At 63.8% G+C, this 17,421-nt stretch carries 18 protein-coding genes; 10 read left to right on the top strand and 8 right to left on the bottom strand.

The window, feature by feature from the left end; genetic code table 11:
- Positions 1–163: 163 nt before the first annotated feature.
- Entirely contained in the window at positions 164–586 is a 423-nt protein-coding gene (locus JG739_RS03690; RefSeq protein ID WP_202365292.1) for a metallopeptidase family protein, read from the top strand.
- Positions 587–856: 270 nt separating this feature from the next.
- Here the strand turns inward: JG739_RS03690 and JG739_RS03695 are convergent, their stop codons facing one another.
- Positions 857–1,063, bottom strand: coding sequence for a DUF1737 domain-containing protein (locus JG739_RS03695; protein WP_202365293.1), 207 nt, complete (start codon positions 1,061–1,063; stop codon positions 857–859).
- Positions 1,064–1,089: 26 nt separating this feature from the next.
- On the bottom strand, positions 1,090–1,968 hold the full coding sequence (locus JG739_RS03700; protein ID WP_202365294.1) for an HpcH/HpaI aldolase/citrate lyase family protein: 879 nt from the start codon (positions 1,966–1,968) through the stop codon (positions 1,090–1,092).
- A gap of 460 nt (positions 1,969–2,428) precedes the next feature.
- Between JG739_RS03700 and JG739_RS03705 the strand changes: the two genes are divergently transcribed.
- A complete protein-coding gene (locus tag JG739_RS03705) occupies positions 2,429–3,595 on the top strand; it encodes an NAD(P)/FAD-dependent oxidoreductase (RefSeq protein ID WP_202365295.1) in 1,167 nt (388 codons plus the stop codon).
- Between the two features lie 62 nt (positions 3,596–3,657).
- On the opposite strand, the gene JG739_RS03710 is transcribed toward JG739_RS03705, so the two are convergent.
- Complete coding sequence (locus tag JG739_RS03710; RefSeq protein ID WP_202367329.1) at positions 3,658–4,083, bottom strand: GNAT family N-acetyltransferase; 426 nt, start codon at positions 4,081–4,083, stop codon at positions 3,658–3,660.
- Positions 4,084–4,234: 151 nt separating this feature from the next.
- On the opposite strand from JG739_RS03710, the gene leuD reads away from it, so the two are divergent.
- Complete coding sequence (gene leuD, locus JG739_RS03715) at positions 4,235–4,840, top strand: 3-isopropylmalate dehydratase small subunit (protein ID WP_202365296.1); 606 nt, start codon at positions 4,235–4,237, stop codon at positions 4,838–4,840.
- A gap of 65 nt (positions 4,841–4,905) precedes the next feature.
- On the opposite strand, the gene JG739_RS03720 is transcribed toward leuD, so the two are convergent.
- On the bottom strand, positions 4,906–5,700 hold the full coding sequence (locus JG739_RS03720) for a lytic murein transglycosylase (protein ID WP_202365297.1): 795 nt from the start codon (positions 5,698–5,700) through the stop codon (positions 4,906–4,908).
- Positions 5,701–6,177: 477 nt separating this feature from the next.
- Between JG739_RS03720 and JG739_RS03725 the strand changes: the two genes are divergently transcribed.
- The 6 genes from JG739_RS03725 to rpsP all read left to right on the top strand — a co-directional run bounded on the left by JG739_RS03725 (position 6,178) and on the right by rpsP (position 11,899).
- The gene (locus JG739_RS03725) at positions 6,178–7,269 is read left to right on the top strand and encodes a zinc-binding metallopeptidase family protein (protein WP_202365298.1); all 1,092 of its coding nucleotides are present in this window, start codon (positions 6,178–6,180) and stop codon (positions 7,267–7,269) included.
- Between the two features lie 64 nt (positions 7,270–7,333).
- The gene (locus tag JG739_RS03730) at positions 7,334–7,933 is read left to right on the top strand and encodes a DUF1236 domain-containing protein (RefSeq protein WP_202365299.1); all 600 of its coding nucleotides are present in this window, start codon (positions 7,334–7,336) and stop codon (positions 7,931–7,933) included.
- A gap of 195 nt (positions 7,934–8,128) precedes the next feature.
- Positions 8,129–9,094, top strand: a complete 966-nt coding sequence (locus JG739_RS03735; protein ID WP_202365300.1) for a CPBP family intramembrane glutamic endopeptidase — start codon at positions 8,129–8,131, stop codon at positions 9,092–9,094.
- A gap of 340 nt (positions 9,095–9,434) precedes the next feature.
- Positions 9,435–11,078 carry a signal recognition particle protein gene (gene ffh / locus JG739_RS03740; RefSeq protein ID WP_202365301.1) on the top strand — a complete coding sequence of 548 codons (1,644 nt, stop codon included), beginning with the start codon at positions 9,435–9,437 and terminating at the stop codon, positions 11,076–11,078.
- 7 nt (positions 11,079–11,085) lie between these two features.
- The gene (locus JG739_RS03745) at positions 11,086–11,412 is read left to right on the top strand and encodes a chorismate mutase (protein WP_095495656.1); all 327 of its coding nucleotides are present in this window, start codon (positions 11,086–11,088) and stop codon (positions 11,410–11,412) included.
- 85 nt (positions 11,413–11,497) lie between these two features.
- Positions 11,498–11,899 (top strand): 30S ribosomal protein S16, encoded by a 402-nt coding sequence (gene rpsP, locus JG739_RS03750; RefSeq protein WP_202365302.1) that lies wholly within the window; start codon positions 11,498–11,500, stop codon positions 11,897–11,899.
- A gap of 77 nt (positions 11,900–11,976) precedes the next feature.
- Here the strand turns inward: rpsP and JG739_RS03755 are convergent, their stop codons facing one another.
- From JG739_RS03755 to JG739_RS03770, 4 genes are all read right to left on the bottom strand, one after another.
- Positions 11,977–12,240 (bottom strand): YMGG-like glycine zipper-containing protein, encoded by a 264-nt coding sequence (locus tag JG739_RS03755; protein ID WP_202365303.1) that lies wholly within the window; start codon positions 12,238–12,240, stop codon positions 11,977–11,979.
- Positions 12,241–12,451: 211 nt separating this feature from the next.
- Positions 12,452–13,357, bottom strand: a complete 906-nt coding sequence (locus JG739_RS03760) for a bestrophin family protein (protein ID WP_202365304.1) — start codon at positions 13,355–13,357, stop codon at positions 12,452–12,454.
- A gap of 515 nt (positions 13,358–13,872) precedes the next feature.
- On the bottom strand, positions 13,873–14,907 hold the full coding sequence (locus JG739_RS03765; protein ID WP_091592145.1) for an aspartate-semialdehyde dehydrogenase: 1,035 nt from the start codon (positions 14,905–14,907) through the stop codon (positions 13,873–13,875).
- 107 nt (positions 14,908–15,014) lie between these two features.
- Positions 15,015–15,152, bottom strand: a complete 138-nt coding sequence (locus JG739_RS03770; protein ID WP_202365305.1) for a hypothetical protein — start codon at positions 15,150–15,152, stop codon at positions 15,015–15,017.
- Between the two features lie 192 nt (positions 15,153–15,344).
- Between JG739_RS03770 and JG739_RS03775 the strand changes: the two genes are divergently transcribed.
- Positions 15,345–17,201, top strand: coding sequence for a DEAD/DEAH box helicase (locus tag JG739_RS03775; RefSeq protein WP_202365306.1), 1,857 nt, complete (start codon positions 15,345–15,347; stop codon positions 17,199–17,201).
- The last annotated feature ends 220 nt before the right edge of the window (positions 17,202–17,421 follow it).

Genomic DNA, 17,421 nt, shown 5'->3' on the forward strand with positions numbered 1-17,421 from the left:
TTGTTCCTGTTATGTTCTAATAGATTCCAGAGGGCGGCCGAAGAGTCAAGCGGAGTCATGCGCGCAGTCATGAGGAATTTATTCCTGCCGCACATGGACGGCAACCCGGCCAATTGCCGAGTCCGGCGCGAAAGCCTATATGCCGGGATCAGAAGGACAACGCATGGCCCGCATCTACAAGACCCGCACCTGGCACGGCGAGCTTTCGCCGTCGATGGAGGAAATGGAGTTCCTGGCCCTGGAGGCTTACGCCCATCTGCCGGAGGAGTTTCGCAAGCTGACCGGCGAGATCGTCATCCAGATCGCCGAATTCCCGACCGACGAGATCATGGACGATTTGTCGCTGGAAACGCCTTTCGACCTGCTCGGCCTGTTCGAGGGGCGCGGCATCGCCGAGCGCTGGAATCCGCAGACCGGCGAGGGGCCGAACCGCGTCACGCTCTACCGCCGCGCCATCCTCGACTACTGGGCCGAGAACGAGGAGACGCTGGGCGACATCGTCACCCATGTGCTGATCCACGAGATCGGCCACCATTTCGGCCTGTCTGACGATGATATGGAGCGGATCGAAGAGGCGGCCGAATAGGGGGCTCCCCGCTTCGTCATCCCAGGGCGGAGCAGGAGCGAAGCGACGCGCGGAGACCCTGGGATCCATGCCGGGACGGTGGTGCAGTGCTCCGGCGGTGCAGAACCGAACGCTCACCATTCGATTGCGCGGTAATGGGCAAGCGGGGCCATAAAATCCTGATCCGCCGTGCCCTTCGGCAGAGGTAACGGCATGGATCCTAGGGTCTGCACTCCGCTTCGCGTCGCTCCGCCCTAGGATGACGAAAGACGGGCGCTTCAGCAAACCTCCTTACCAATCGCTGAGCTTGGTGTTGGGCCCGTATTCCTGGCCCTCGACATCCTTCACCACGGCCTGGCCGCAGCGCATGGTCTTGGTCTGCTTGTCGTAGGCATAGGTCGGCGAGCCGAACAAGTGCCAGCCCTTGTTCAGCGCCGCCGTCACCTTGTGGCAGAAGCTGGAATCGTCCGGGCCGGACAGAAAGCGGTAGAGTTTCATTTTTCATTCCTGTGATGAGTCGCCAATCATGCCCCGCTGGCGGCCGCCTTCGCCAGCAGTTTTTCGGCCTGCGCCAGATGCAGCCGTTCGAGCATCTTTCCATTCAGCGCAATGACTTGCCTGCCGGCATTTTCGGCAAGCGCGAAGGCATCCTTGACCGCACGCGCCTCGGCCACGGCTTCGGCAGATGGCGCGAAGGCGCGGTTTGCGGCATCGATCTGGGCCGGGTGGATCAGCGACTTGCCGTCGAACCCCATGGCGGCCGCTTGCGTGCACTCGCGCGCAAAAGCGTCCAGATCGCGAAAATCGTTGAAGACACCGTCGAGCAGATCGAGGCCGCCGGCGCGCGCGGCGAGCACCATCTGCATCAGCCATGGTGTGAGATAGCGCCGGTCGGGCGTGGCGAGAATGCCGGTGTCCTTGACCAAGTCGTTCGTTCCGGCAACGAAACAGACCAGCCGCGAGGCCGGATCGCGGCCAAGCTCGGCAATCGGGCCGATGTTGAGCAGCGCCTTAGGCGTCTCGATCATCGCCCATAGCTTCACCGCGTCGGGTGAAAAATTGTCGTCGAGGACGTCGCCGGCTTCCAGGACGTCGCGCGGCGTGTCGACCTTGGGCAGCAGGATGGCGTCGGGCTCGCAGCCTGCCGCAGCCAGCAGATCGTCGGCGCCCCATTCGCTGGAGAGCGGGTTGATGCGCACCACCATTTCGCAGCGCAGGTTTCGGCGCTGAGCGAAGATGCCGGCCAGCTTTTGCCGCGCGGAAACCTTGTCGGCCGGGGCGACAGCATCTTCAAGATCGATGATGACGGCATCGCAGGCCAGCGATGGGATCTTGGCCAGCGCCTTGTCGTTCGAGGCCGGGACGTAAAGCACCGAGCGGCGCGGGCGGTAGGTTTCGGTCATCTCAGATCTATGCCGCCTGGAGGCGATCGAAGCAAGCAGTCTGGCTCCTGCACCGGGCAATCGCTTCCGGTTTGAATTTTCCCCTATCTTTCCGGGCGTTGGTGCTGCCCCTCACCTGCCTGCCGGCTTCCTCTCCCCGTATAGTGACGGGGAGAGGGGCGCTGGCATCGGCGGTTTCGCCAATCACCAGCGTTACAGGAAGGGCGCCAGCGTTGCGGCCGGCCCTTTCTCCCCGTCACTATACGGGGAGAAATGCCCGGCAGGGCAATGAGGGGCGGCGCCGAGATCGACAAGTGGCCTCGGCATCGTTCTGGCCCTGCTGAAAGCGCATGATGGCACGATTCGCCTGGTTGACTCCGAGCGCGGCGCGCGCTTCGAGATCATCCTGCCGGCTGCATGAAATGGAGCATGATCGTTTCAGAAAACCGGCTTCGGGCTCTAGAACTGGAGAAGCGAAAAAGTGCGCTACGACGTCGTCATCATCGGCGGAGCCATCGTCGGTTCCTCGATCGCCTATTATCTGCGCGAGGAAGGGTTTTCAGGTTCGATCGCGCTGGTCGAGCGTGACCCGCAGTTCGCCCATGCGGCGACGACGCTGTCCTGCGCTTCGATCCGCCAGCAGTTTTCGATTCCGGAAAACATCCGGCTGTCGCAGTTCACGCTGAAGCTGTTCCGGCGGCTGACGGAAGAGTTCGGGCCGGATGCCGATATCGGCTTTCGCGAAGGCGGCTATCTCATCCTTGCCGGCGAGAACGGGTTGCCGATCCTCAAGGCCAACCACGAGACGCAGTTGGCCGAGGGCGCCGACATCGTGCTTGAGGATGCGGAGGCGCTCGTCCGCCGGTTTCCGTGGCTGTCGGCGGAGGGCATCACCGCCGGCGCCTATGGCCGCACGGGCGAGGGCTGGTTCGACGCGCATGCCATGCTGATGCTGTTCCGCAAGGCGCTGCGCGACAAAAACATCGATTTCATCACCGCCGATGTGACCGCCATCGAACGGCAGGGCGACCGCGTCACTGGTGTCAGCCTCGACAATGGCGAGCGGCTCGAGGCCGGCATCGTCGTCAACGCCGCCGGGCCGAATGCTGGCAAGGTTTCGGCAATGGCCGGACTGGTGCTGCCGGTAGAGCCGCGCAAGCGCAATGTCTTCATTTTCGAGGCGCGCGAGAAATATGACGACATGCCGCTGCTGGTCGATCCCTCAGGCATCTATGTCAGGCCGGAAGGCTCGGTCTACATCACCGGCGGGGCAGAGCCGGAAGAGGGCGACGGCCCCGCCGACGCGAGCGATTTCGAGCCCGACTGGCCGCTGTTCGAAGAGGTGATCTGGCCAGTGCTGGCGACCCGTATCCCGGCCTTTGAGGCGATCAAGCCGACGCGCGCCTGGGCCGGTCATTACGATTACAACACGCTCGATCAGAACGCGGTGATCGGCCCGCATCCGCAAGTGGAAAATTTCCTCTTCGCCAACGGTTTTTCCGGCCACGGCCTGCAGCAGGCGCCGGCCGTCGGCAAGGCGCTGGCCGAGCTGATCGTGCATGGCGGTTTTCGCACGGTCGATTGCGCGGCGTTCGGGTACAGCCGTGTCGCCGAGGGGCGGGCTTTCAGGGAATTGAATGTGATCTAACGCTGGCAGGACAGCATTGCTGTCCCGCCGACATCAACGGTTCCGCACCGCACGGCGAACCGTCAGCGCTCGCGGCTGAACCAGAACGCGTCTGCCATGCGCGTCATGCCGATCCGTTCGTAGAAGCCGACGGCGTCGGGCACGGAAATCAGTGACATGGCGACGGATGGGCCGAGCTGCCGCCGCGCTTCGTCGAGCAGGCCCTTGCCGATGCCGAGCCCTTGCGCCGATTTGCAAACGGCGAGCTCGGAAATATAGCACACCCACGAGAAGTCGGTGATGCCGCGGGCAAGGCCAATCAGCGGCTTGTCAGCCTCATCGAGGCGCGCCGTCAACACCAGATCGGCATTGGCAAGCATCGCCTTCAGGCGGAGGTCGTCATCGATGGGCCGGGTGGCGCCGAGGCCGGATTCCACCAGCACGCGACGGAACTCGGCTGCGTCGAGGGCCGGTTCGCTGGCATAGAGGACTTTGGCACGTGTCGTCATGCCGGCCAAGGTGCACCACAGGGCGGCAATTTTGAAGGGGTCCATGCTCCAGCACCAAAGCCGGCCGAAAACAGCCGCCTTTTATTTGCCTGCAGCTTTGTGTAAACCGGGCGCAACACATCCCCGCAGCGAAAGAAGACGGGCAAGACCTATGGAAAAATTCACCAAGCTCACCGGCGTTGCCGCGCCGATGCCGATCGTCAATGTCGACACCGACATGATCATCCCCAAGGATTATCTCAAGACGATCAAGCGCACCGGGCTCGGCAGCGGCCTGTTTGCCGAAATGCGCTACAAGGACGACGGCTCGGAAAATCCGGATTTCGTGCTCAACAAGCCGGCCTATCGCAAGGCGCAGATTCTGGTCGCCGGCGACAATTTCGGCTGCGGCTCGTCGCGCGAACATGCGCCGTGGGCGCTGCTCGATTTCGGCATCCGCTGTGTCATCTCGACCTCGTTCGCCGACATTTTCTACAACAACTGCTTCAAGAACGGCATCCTGCCGATCACCGTCAGCCCGGAGGATCTGGACAAGCTGATGGACGACGCCTCGCGCGGCGCCAACGCAACGCTGTCGATCGACCTCGAAGCCAAGGAAATCCGCGGACCGGACGGCGGCGTGGTCAAGTTCGACCTCGACGACTTCAAGCGGCACTGCCTCTTGAACGGCCTCGACGATATCGGCCTGACCATGGAGAAGGCCGACGCCATCGCCTCGTTCGAGAAGAAGAACGCCGAGCTGCGGCCCTGGGCCTGAACGGCAGGACTATCAACAAAAAAGCCCGGCGCATGGCCGGGCTTTCCGTCGAATAGAGATTTGTATCACTCGCCGTCGATCGCCGTGGCGATACGGGCGATGGCCTGTTGATAGTTGCTCGCGTCATTCCAGCCGGCAATTGCACCGAGATTGGCCTGCGCGCTGGCACCGGGCTGCCAACCATGAGCCTTGAGGAAGTTGGCGGTGGAAGCCAACGCAGTGGCCTTGTCGCGCAGATTTCCGCTGCCGACCCCGTATTTCAAGACATTTCCGGGCAGGAACTGCGTATGGCCAATCTCGCCATGCATGGCGCCGACCGACGAGGCGCTCAACGCGCCGCGATCAACCAGTTTCAGGGCTGCAACAGCATGCGGGTAGAAGAACTCCGGGCGGCGGCAATCATAGGCAAGCGTTACAATGGCAGAGACCGTATTCTGCTTGCCCAGGAAGGAACCGAAGCCGGTCTCCATCCCCCAGATGGCGAGCAACACACCCGGCGTCACGCCGTAAGTCCGTTCGATCTTGTCGAACAGCGCGGCGTTCGACTTCTTCAGCGAACGGCCCTTGGAAATGATGGTGGACGCGCCACGGCGCTTCATGAAAGCTTCCACCGAGCCGCCGAAAGACTTGTGGATAGCGCGGTCGGCGGCGATCGTCCTTTTTGCATAGGTCGCGCTAGCCAGAGCGGCCAGACCCTTCGAGCCCACACCGCTGGCCCTTGCTTCCTGCGCGAACTCCGCCTTCCACGCTTCGAAGCCGGCGCCATTATTGCCGCACTGGGCGGCCTGTGCCGCTGTTGCCGCCGCAAGCATCATCGATGCCGCCGCTGCGAAAATCTTTGCCTTGGCAAAAAATGCCATGTTGTTCTCCTGATTGCCTGAATCTTATCCCGAATACGAATTTGCCAGCGAAACGCCCGCTTGTCACCGTTGGAGCGACGTGCGTCCGCCTGGATGCAGTACGCTGCGACACTTTACAATCTGCGCATCGTGCTTTCCGAGCATCGGACCCGACTTTCGGGGCCGATGCGCCAAGAACTCGTTTACGCATCCTCGCCGCAGCGCTGGCGAATGCCGGACAACTTGCCTACGATCAAGTAATTATTGTGGCGGGGGCTGGAATATTCATGGAAGACGTTGACGTCGTGGCCATCGGCGCCGGCTCGGCGGGACGTTCCGCGGCCAAGACCCTGCGTGCGGCCGGCCTTTCCTTCAAGCTGGTCGTTGGCAGGAACACCGATCGCTGACAGGCGTTTGGGCGATATGCCGCTGCGCACTATATCCGGGCCTGATGATTTGGGACTTGGGTGAGTTGAGACCTGGTGATTTGAGATTGGGATGAAGCTCTTCGATTGCCCGCATTGCGGCCACCGCCTCTATTTCGAGAACGCCCAGTGCCTGAACTGCGCCAGCCCCGTGCTCTACGATCCCGGGCATGCGCGCTTCGTGCTGTCTGGCGCCGACGGCGTTTTCCAGTGCACCAATGCCGACGAGTGCGCCTGCAACTGGATGGCGGAACCTGGCCATGCCTTCTGCCGCGCCTGCGCGCTGAACCAGCTGATCCCCGACCTTTCGGTCGATGGCAACCGCCGTCGCTGGATCCGCGTCGAAGCGGCAAAGAAGCGGGCGATCTATTCGCTGCTCGCCGCCGGACTGCCGGTCACGCCCAAGCGGAACGCCGGCGACGAGGCCGGCCTCGCCTTCGACTTCCTTGCTGATCCGATCGGCGGTCCGGGTGGCGCGCGCATCCTGACCGGCCATGACAACGGCCTGATCACACTCAATGTCGCCGAGGCGGACTCGGCCGAGCGCGAAAGACGGCGCGTCGAGATGGGCGAGAACTACCGCACTTTGCTCGGCCATTTCCGCCACGAGCTCGGCCACTATTACTGGGACCGCCTGATCCGCGACGACCCGCAACGGCTTGCCGCCTTCCGCGCATTGTTCGGCGACGAGCGCGCCGATTACGAGCAGGCGCTGAAGGCCTACCATGCCAATGGCGCGCCGCCCGACTGGCAGCAGGACCACATTTCCGCCTATGCCACGTCCCATCCCTGGGAGGACTGGGCCGAGACATGGGCGCACCATCTGCACATCACCGATACGCTGGAGATGGTGCATGCGCTGAATTTCCCGCTCGGCCGGCTGGAAACCATGGAGGCCAACGAGCTGTCGCGGGGCGACACCGGCGGCGAGCTGCAACCGGCGCCGTCGGAACCTGCCGCCGTTCCCGAGCCGTTCGAGAAGATCCTGGCCCGCTGGCTGGTGCTGTCGGAAGCGTCCAACTCGATCAACCGCTGCATGGGCCTTCCCGACCTCTATCCCTTCGTCATCTCGGAGCTGACGGCACAGAAGCTGGCCTTCGTCCATGAGTTGCTGACCGTAGTGAAAGAATCCGGAACAAAACGTGAGCCGGCTGAGGCGCTTTAGCCGGAACGCATGAAGTCCTGTTTCGTTTTCGTTCGCGAGGGACCATCAACACGGAGCGAAAACCATGAAGCGCATACTGTTTCCTGCTGTCGCCGGAGCGCTTGTCGCCATGTCCGGCACAGCCTTGGCCGATACCGCCGTTTCGGCGGTCGCCGATCTCAACATTCGCGCCGGCCCAGGCCCGCAATACCCGGTCATCGGCGTGCTCGCCGCCGGCCAGTCGGCTACGCTCGATGGCTGCATCCAAAACAGCAAATGGTGCACCATAGCCGAGGCCAATGGCCAGGGCTGGATCTATTCCGACTATGTGACGGCCGATTTCGGCGGTAACGAGGTCGTCCTGACCCGGCGCCCGGCCGACGCAGACATTACCATCGTCGAAGCGCCCGCCGACGTCGACGATCCCGACATCTATACCGGAGCGATCGTCGCCGGCGAGCCGATCGAGCCGATCAGACGGCCGCCCGCCGAAGTTCGCACCTATATCGAGACCAACCGGATCGACCCGGTCTATCTCGAGGGCGAGGTGGTTACCGGCGCGACCCTGCCCGATACCGTCGAGTTGCGCGAGATTCCGGACTACGACTACCGCTATGTCTATGTGAACGGTCAGCCGGCACTGGTCGACCCCGGCACCCGACGCATCATGTACGTCGAGCGCTGACATCAGCAAGCAATCAGGCGGCCGCCCGGCAAGAGTCCGCGGCGGTCGCCTCTGTCCGATATCGTTAACCTGAGCTTCGTGCTGGAGCGGCGTGCCCGCCGCTCCAGCCTTTTGTTCGAGCATCCCAAAACCGGTTCCACTTTTGGGTCCGATGCTCTAGATCATGCGACCCGATGCATCAGGCAAGGAACCCGCGTGATATCAGACCCTGCCGCCTTCGAGCGCTACCGGCATACTCCCAACGCCAAGACGACCCTGCCGCGGCTGCTGCTCGGAACGGCGATCGTCGTCCTGTTCTGGGTCGCGACAACCATCGCCGTGCTGTTCGGCGGCGCCTATTTCTTCGTCGTCTGGCAAGCGTCGTCCGGCGCCCCGATAGAAGGAGGGGCGGTGCAGAATTTCATGGCCTCGCCCGCCGGGATTCTCGCCGCGCTCGCCTCGTTTGCCGGAATCTGGCTCGGCCTGTGGGCTGCCATGCGCTGGGTCCATCACGAGCCGCTGATGGCGCTGATCGGCACCAGCCGCCGCGTTTCGCGCTCGGGATTTCTTAGGGGATTGGCCGCGGTGCTGGTCACATCGCTGCTCTCCGAGATCCTGCTCTACCTTTTGCAGCCCGACATTGCGCGCGGTGCGATAGGCCTGTCGTCCTGGCTGCTGTTCCTGATCCCGATTGCCGCGCTGACCCTGCTGCAGACCTCGTCCGAAGAGGTGCTGTTTCGCGGCTATCTCCTCAGGGGCCTGGCCAACCGGTTTCAAAATCCCTTGATCTGGGCGCTGCTGCCAGGACTTCTGTTCACTGCGATGCATTGGAACCCAGGCTCGACAAACGTCATCAACGCCTGCGTGCTGGCCTCGATCGCCGCTTTCGCGCTGCTCCTGACGCTTGTTGTCTATGCCACGGGCAATCTCGGCGCGGCCTTCGGCGCCCACCTCGGCAACAATCTGACCGGCTTCCTGCTGATCTCGCATCAGCAAAGCTACAATTCCTTCGCCCTGTTCAACGCCAAGCCGCTCGAGGGCCCCGGCTGGACGACGCTTGACGCCGTCCTCATCGCGGCGATCGGCATCGTCTGCAGCCTGTTGACCGTTCTGCTGCTGCTGCACCCGTGCTCGCCGCTGAAGGTCGAGCCGGATTTTTCGCACCCCGGCGGCCCAAGCTGATGCGCATCACGCTGGTGGTGCTGCCATAAACCGAACCGGCCCGGTTCAGCGTATTCGGCCCCGCACCTTGACTCCGCGGCCGATTTCCTGTCTACAGCCCGCGAATTCCGCGACGAGTATTCCTCCGAGCAAGCCGACCGGGACGCCGAAGCCTGTTTGAGGTGACGTGCTGTAAATCGATCCTGGAGGCCAACATCCGGCAGCGCTGTGCGCCCCCGGGTGCTTTTTGGCTTTGGGCTTTTGCCCGGGCTGGCTTTGTTTGGGCTGGCTTTGAGTTGGATACTGCGCGCGAACGTATTACCTCTCGGATCGAACCCGAACCGAGATTGAAGGAAGACAAATGTTTGAATCCCTTCAGGAGCGCCTTGGCTCCATCCTGAACGGCCTTACCGGCCGCGGTGCCCTGTCCGAGGCCGATGTCTCGGCGGCGCTGCGCGAGGTGCGCCGTGCGCTGCTCGAGGCCGACGTGGCGCTGGAAGTGGTGCGTTCGTTCACCGACAAGGTGCGCGAAAAGGCCGTCGGCGCCGCCGTGCTGAAGTCGATCAAGCCCGGCCAGATGGTCGTCAAGATCGTCCATGACGAGTTGATCGAGATGTTGGGCGCCGAGGGCGTCGCCATCGACCTCAATGCGCCGGCTCCGGTCGTCGTCATGATGGTCGGCCTGCAGGGCTCCGGCAAGACCACGACATCGGCCAAGATCGCCAGGCGTCTCACCGAGCGTCAGAACAAGAAGGTCCTGATGGCCTCGCTCGACACGCGGCGTCCCGCCGCGCAGGAGCAGCTCCGTCAGCTCGGCGAGCAGGTCAAGGTCGCCACGCTGCCGATCGTCGGGGGCCAGACGCCGGTCGACATCGCCCGCCGCGCCGTGCAGGCGGCAAAGCTCGGCGGCCATGACGTCGTCATCCTCGACACCGCCGGCCGCACCCATATCGACGAGCCGCTGATGGTCGAGATGGCCGACATCAAGAAGGTCTCGTCGCCGCACGAAATCCTTTTGGTCGCCGATTCGCTGACCGGCCAGGACGCCGTCAATCTGGCAAAAAGCTTCGATGAGCGCGTCGGCATCACCGGGCTGGTGCTGACCCGCATGGATGGTGATGGCCGTGGTGGTGCAGCACTTTCCATGCGCGCCGTCACCGGCAAGCCGATCAAGCTGATCGGCACCGGCGAGAAAATGGACGGGCTGGAGGAATTCCATCCCAAGCGCATCGCCGACCGCATCCTCGGCATGGGCGACATCATCAGCCTGGTCGAAAAGGCTGCCGAGAACATCGACGCCGAGCAGGCGGCGGCGATGGCCAAGAAAATGCAGTCGGGCAAGTTCGACCTGAACGACCTTGCCGGCCAGCTTCAGCAGATGTCGAAGATGGGCGGCATGGGCGGCATCATGGGCATGATGCCGGGCATGGGCAAGATGAAGGATCAGATGGCCGCCGCCGGTCTCGACGACAAGATGTTCGGCCGCCAGCTCGCGATCATCTCGTCAATGACCAAGGCCGAGCGCGCCAACCCCGATATTCTGAAGCACTCGCGCAAGAAGCGCATCGCCGCCGGCTCCGGCACCGACGCGGCCGAGATCAACAAGCTCCTGAAGATGCATCGCGGCATGGCCGACATGATGAAGGCGATGGGCGGCAAGGGCAAAGGCGGTGGCCTGATGCGCGGCATGATGGGCGGCCTGGCCCAGAAGATGGGCCTCGGCGGCATGATGCCAGGGGGCATGGGTGGCCAAGGTGGCATGATGGGGGGCGGCATGATGGGAGGCGGCATGCCGGACCTGTCCAAGATGGACCCCAAGCAACTCGAAGCCTTGCAGAAGCAGGCGCAGGCGGCCGGTCTCGGCGGCATGAAGGGCCTGCCCGGTGGCCTTCCAGGTGGCGGTGGCCTGCCTGGGCTGCCCGGCGGCATGAAGCTTCCTGGTTTGCCGGGATCTGGCGGCGGTCTGCCAATTCTTGGCAAGAGCGGCCCCGGCAAGAAGAAGTGAGGGCGCCATGAACGAAGAGAAGGACATGGCCGACGCTCGTGCGGCGCTGGTCGACTACCGCGCCTCGATCGACAACATCGACGCAGCGCTCATCCACATGCTGGCCGAGCGTTTCCGCTGCACCAAGGCGGTCGGCGAACTGAAGGCGTCGCATGGCCTGCCGCCAGCCGATCCGGCACGCGAGCAGCAGCAGATCGCCCGCCTTCGCCAGCTGGCGAAGGACGCCCATCTCGACCCGGATTTCGCGGAGAAATTCCTGAATTTCGTCGTCCGCGAAGTGATCCGGCATCACGAGCATATCGCCGCATCCAACGGCGTAACGAAAACCGGCTGAGGACCAGTGCAGTCGGACAACGACATGCATAAAGACGACAGCCATAACCCCGATCAACGAACATCAGAATTTTAGGAGAAAGAAAATGCCACTGAAAATCCGACTGGCCCGTGCGGGCTCGAAGAAGCGTCCCTACTACCACGTCGTCGTCGCCGACGCCCGTTCGCCGCGCGACGGCCGTTTCATCGAGTCGCTCGGTTCGTGGAACCCGCTGCTGCCCAAGGAAGGCGAGCGGGTCAAGGTCGACGCCGACCGCGTCAAGCATTGGCTCTCGCATGGCGCCCAGCCGACCGACCGCGTGCTGCGCTTCCTCGACGAGGCCGGCATCGCCAAGCGTGAGGCCCGCTCCAACCCGAAGAAGGCCGAGCCCGGCAAGAAGGCGCAGGAACGCGCCGCACTTCTGAAGAAGGCGCAGGACGATGCAGCCGCCGCTGTTGCCGCCGCGGCAGCCGCGCCGGCCGAGGCGGAAGCCGCGACCGCCGAATAATCTGCTTTTTATCGCCCACGGAACGGCGGGCGCTTTGCCCGCCGTTTTATTTCTTCGGAGCTAATGACGCGGCCCGATCAATAGCCTGCCGGGCAGCGGGCGATGTAGACGCGTCCATAGCGATCGCGATAGCGGCACCGGCCGGGTTCGGTAGCACGACCGATCAGTGCGCCGGCGAGGGCGCCGACGGCACCACCGACCACCGCACCTTCAACTTCGTCATCGGCCACTGCAGCGCCGATAGCAGCGCCCCCCAGCCCACCGACCGCGGCGCCCTGTTCCGTCCGGGAACAGGCTGCGAGCGAGATTGCCAATACCATCAGGACTACCAGTTTCTTCATCGTCGCTCCTCCCAAATGGGGTTCTCCGTCCTCGCCCCACATGGTCTAACTCGTAACCGGGCAATTTGATCCAAGGACAAGGAAGAAGGATGGCGGCAGACAGCGCCCTCTCTCGCGGCGCGAGCGCCATAGAACGGCCTTCTTGAAGTCGCCGCTATCGGTTGAACGGGATCTGCGCGCGCACCTTGGGATTGCGCAGGAAAAAGCGGCCCTAGGAAAAATAGAACTTTTCGGCGGGGATCATTTTTGGCGGCGCCTCGCCGAGCGCCTCCAGCACCGAGATTTCACAGACGCGGCACAGGCCGTCGAGGGCGAGATCGTTGGCCTCGGTGCCGAACGGGTCCTCGAGTTCCTCCGAGAGCGCATCGAGACCGAAAAAGGTGTAGGCGATCAGCGCCGTGAACAGCGGCGTCGCCCAGCCGGCAGTCGAGGCCAGCCCAAACGGCAGCAGCAGGCAGAAGATATAGGCGGTGCGCTGCAACAGCAGCGTGTAGGCAAACGGAAGCGGTGTTCCCATGATGCGCTCGCAGCCTGCCTGCGCTGCAGCGATTTGCGACAGGCGCTCGTCGAGGATGCGATAGCCGATCACATCGATCGCCCCGGCCCTGTACAACGCCGCGGCTCGCTCGCCCATCCGCCGCAGCATGGCGTCTGGCGGGTTGGCCAGTCTGGCAGCACTTTCGGCCTCTTCACCGATGAACGCGCGTGCTTCGCTCGTGGCGTCGACCCGCCGAAGCAGCCCGCGCAAGAAGTGGCAGAAGGCGATCGCCTCCATCAACAGCCCGCGCAGCTCGACCCGATCCTCGATCAGCCCGGTGCTGGCGCGCGCCAGGTTGCGAATGTCGAAGACAAGCTGGCCCCATAGCTTGCGCGCCTCCCACCAGCGGTCATAGGCGGCATTGTTGCGGAAGCCGAGATAGATCGACAGCGCCACCCCGAGCAAGGCGAACGGCGCGGGCCCGGCATTGCCGAGGTCAAGCCCCAGCGCCCTGACCGCCAGCAACACGAGTGCGCCATAAATGCCAAAGCCGAAGATCTGCGGCAGGATGCGCGGCACCACCGAGCCGCGCATGATGAAGAACAGATGCAGGAATCCCGGGCGCGGGCGAACAATCATAAAAAAACCCTTTCACGGGACCGGCAATGATCCTGGTCGGTTCCATTGTGAGATGCAAAACACCCATAAGCCCAGCCGCCAGCGACATGGCGATGTCGTGTTGGCGGTTTGAGGGCAGAGCAGAGCCAGAGGAGCGATGCCGGCCCGATGGTACCTATCTGAGACGCCGGTGCGGCCCCTCATCCCCCTGCCGGGACCCCGGCCCTTCGCTGTCGCTACGGGCGTTCGTCGTTCGAAAAGCCAAGCAATTGGCTTTCCGTCCGCTTCGCGGACCACTTCTCACCCCCGTGAACGGGGAGAAGGGAGCTAACGGCCGAAGGCCGAGCCCGCGACTGCGGGCCGCCGGCATTCCGGCGCCCCCGCGGAGGGCCCGCCGCGGCAGCGGCGATACGGCCCGTGAGCGGCGAGAAGGGAGCTAATGGCCGAAGGCCGAGCCCGCGACCGCGGGCCGCCGGTCGTCCGGCGCCCCCGCGGAGGGCCCGACGCGGCAGCGGCGATACGGCCCGTGAGCGAGACTAAGCCGCCTTCTTCTTCGGCTGAATCAGCCCGCGCTCGATCAGCAGCTCCGCGATCTGCACTGCGTTGAGTGCCGCGCCCTTGCGCAGATTGTCGGAGACGATCCACATCGACAGGCCATTGTCGACGGTCGAATCCTCGCGGATGCGCGAGATGAAGGTCGCGTCCTCGCCGGCCGAGTCCAGCGGCGTGATGTAGCCACCGTCCTCGCGCTTGTCGAGAACCTGGCAGCCCGGCGCTTCGCGCAGGATCTCACGTGCTTCCTCGGCGGTGATCGGCTTTTCGAACTCGATATTGACCGCTTCCGAATGGCCGATGAACACCGGCACGCGCACGCAGGTCGCCGTCAGCTTGATCTTGGGGTCGAGCATCTTCTTGGTCTCGGCGACCATCTTCCACTCTTCCTTGGTGAAGCCGTCGTCGAGGAAGACGTCGATGTGCGGGATGACGTTGAAGGCGATGCGCTTGGTGAACTTCTTGACGTCGACCTGGTCGGCGACGAACACCGCGCGGGTCTGCGTGAACAGTTCGTCCATGCCTTCCTTGCCGGCGCCGGACACCGATTGATAAGTGGCGACGACGACACGCTTGATGGTGGCGAGGTCATGCAGCGGCTTCAGCGCCACGACCAGCTGCGCCGTCGAGCAGTTCGGGTTGGCGATGATGTTCTTGCGCGTGAACAGCGAAATCGCGTCCGGGTTCACTTCCGGCACGATCAGCGGCACGTCCTGGTCATAGCGGAAGGCCGACGAATTATCGATGACGACGCAGCCCTGCTTGCCGATCTTCGGCGACCATTCCTTCGAAACGTTGCCGCCGGCCGACATGATGCAGATGTCGGTATCGGAAAAATCATATTGGTCGAGCGCCCTGACCTTCAGCGTGCGATCGCCGAACGACACTTCCGTGCCCTGGCTGCGCCGCGAGGCCAGCGCCACCACCTCGCTCACCGGAAAGCCGCGCTCTTCCAGTATGTTGAGCATTTCCCGGCCCACATTGCCCGTGGCGCCGACGATTGCAACCTTGAAACTCATCGAAATCTCCTGTCCTCTCCGCTCGGTTTTTTTGGAGAAAACCCGCCGGCCGATGCGGGTTTCAACCCCCGGGCCGGACCCGGGAGAGGGTGGTTAGGCCAAGGGAATCAGACCGTTTTACCGGTTTTTTTGGCCAAGAACGTGGTTTTGCTGGAACGAGCAGACGCGCCGAGACGCCCGGCCCAATGGTTCGCATTGCGGCCGGGGAAGTCGAAGGCAAGAAGCGCCATCAAAAGGCCGCGCATCGAAACTACCCCATTCGGTGCCGGCTTTTACGCGGTTTGCGTAAAGAGTCAATCGCGACGCGGCGAGGCGGCTTGCCCTGTACAATGGCGGCGGCGCGAAGTACGAACGATTGGATCGTTTGGCTCGTGGCGCTCCTGGCGCTCGCCGCCCCATTGCCGGGCATAAAAGAATCCGAATTCCGAAAGAGTGAAATGTCCAATTTCGAAGCACTTGTCCCCGCGCTGGCAAAGGCGCTGGAAAAACGCGGCTATGTCGAGCTGACGCCGGTGCAGAAGGCGGTTCTCGAGCTCGGGCAAGCCGATGCGCTGGTTTCCGCCCAGACCGGCTCCGGCAAGACCGTAGCCTTCGGGCTGGCTCTGGCGCCGACCCTTCTCGACGGCGCCGAGCGCTTTTCCCACGCCGCAGCACCGCTGGCGCTGGCCGTGGCACCGACGCGGGAGCTCGCCTTGCAGGTGACGCGCGAGCTCGAATGGCTCTACGAACTGACCGGCGCAGCGATAGCGTCCTGCGTCGGCGGCATGGACATGCGCACCGAGCGCCGCACGCTGGAGCGCGGCGCCCATATCGTTGTCGGCACGCCCGGCCGACTGCGCGACCACATCACCCGCAATTCGCTCGACATGTCCGAACTGAAGGCAGTGGTGCTGGACGAGGCCGACGAGATGCTCGATCTCGGCTTTCGCGAGGATCTGGAATTCATCCTCGACGCCGCGCCGGCCGAGCGCCGCACCTTGATGTTTTCGGCCACCGTGCCGCGCTCCATCGCCACGCTGGCCAAGGGCTACCAGCGCGATGCGGTGCGCATCTCGGCTGCCGGCGAGGAAAAGCAGCATCTCGACATCGAGTACCGGGCGCTGAGCGTGGCCCAGGCCGACCGGGAAAATGCCATCATCAACGTGCTGCGCTATTACGAGGCGAAGAACGCACTGGTGTTCTGCAACACGCGCGCTGCCGTCAATCACCTGACCGCGCGATTCAACAACCGAAACTTTTCCGTGGTGGCGCTTTCGGGCGAGCTGAGCCAGAACGAGCGCAGCCACGCGCTGCAGGCGATGCGCGACGGCCGCGCAAAAGTCTGCATCGCCACCGACGTGGCGGCGCGCGGCATCGACCTGCCCAACCTCGAACTGGTGATCCACGCCGACCTGCCGACCAATCCGGAGACGCTTCTGCACCGAAGCGGGCGGACCGGACGGGCGGGACGCAAGGGTGTCAGCGCCCTGATCGTGCCCAACAATGCCCGCAGGCGCACCGAACGGCTGCTGCAAAGCGCTGGCCTTGCGGCGATATGGGCAAGCCCGCCTTCGGCCGATGACGTGCTGCGCCGCGACGAAGAGCGCATCCTCGCCGACCCGGTTTTGAGCGAGCCTGTGACGGATGATGAACGCGGCTTCATCAGTGCGCTTCTTGAGCAGCACGGCCCCGATCAGGTGGCCGCCGGCTTCGTGCGTCTGTGCCGCTCCAGCCGCTCGGCGCCTGAGGATCTCCTAGACGTCGCTCCGTTCACGCCGTCGAGCGACAGGCCCTCTGGCGATAGATCTGCCCGTCGCGACGAGGCGCTAAGCCGCCGCGACGACTTCGGCGACAGCGTCTGGTTCTCGCTGTCGGTAGGACGCAGGCAGAATGCCGAGCCGCGCTGGCTGATCCCGATGCTGTGCCGGACCGGCGGCATCTCCAAGCGCGAGATCGGCGCCATCAAGATGCAGCCGGAGGAAACCTTCGTGCAGATCGCGGCGGATTGGGCCGACCGGTTTCTCCAGGCGATCGGGCCCGACCGCAAGCTGCAGAACAACATCACGGTGAAGCGGCTGGACGGCACGCCCGACCTGTCGCGGGCCGGCTATCAGGAGCCACGGCCGGACAAGAAGCCGCACCGCGGCAAGCGGACGTTCGACCAGAACGCGCCCAAATTCGAGAAGCGCGCACCGTCAGCCGATCAGCGCCCCGCCGCGCCCGAGGCAAAGCCTTGGGCCGGGAAGGCAGGCAAGCCGAAATTCGACAAGGCCGGACCCGCCAAGAACAAGAAATCGAAGAAGCGGTCGGCTTAGCGATTTGCCGGCATTGTTGGCTTGTCATGGCCTGGAATGGGCTGTCCTTCGCCAAGGCAATCGATTCAGGTCTGCGCCGCCCCTCATCCGCCTGCCGGCACCTTCTCCCCGTTTACGGGGAGAAGCCCGCTGGCCGCAGCCTTGGCGTTCATTCCGCGACGTCCGCCATTGGCGATACCGGCGATGACAGCGTCCTTCTCCCCGTCACTGCCCGGCAGGG

The organism is Mesorhizobium sp. L-2-11 (assembly GCF_016756595.1).
Classification (GTDB): Bacteria; Pseudomonadota; Alphaproteobacteria; order Rhizobiales; family Rhizobiaceae; genus Mesorhizobium.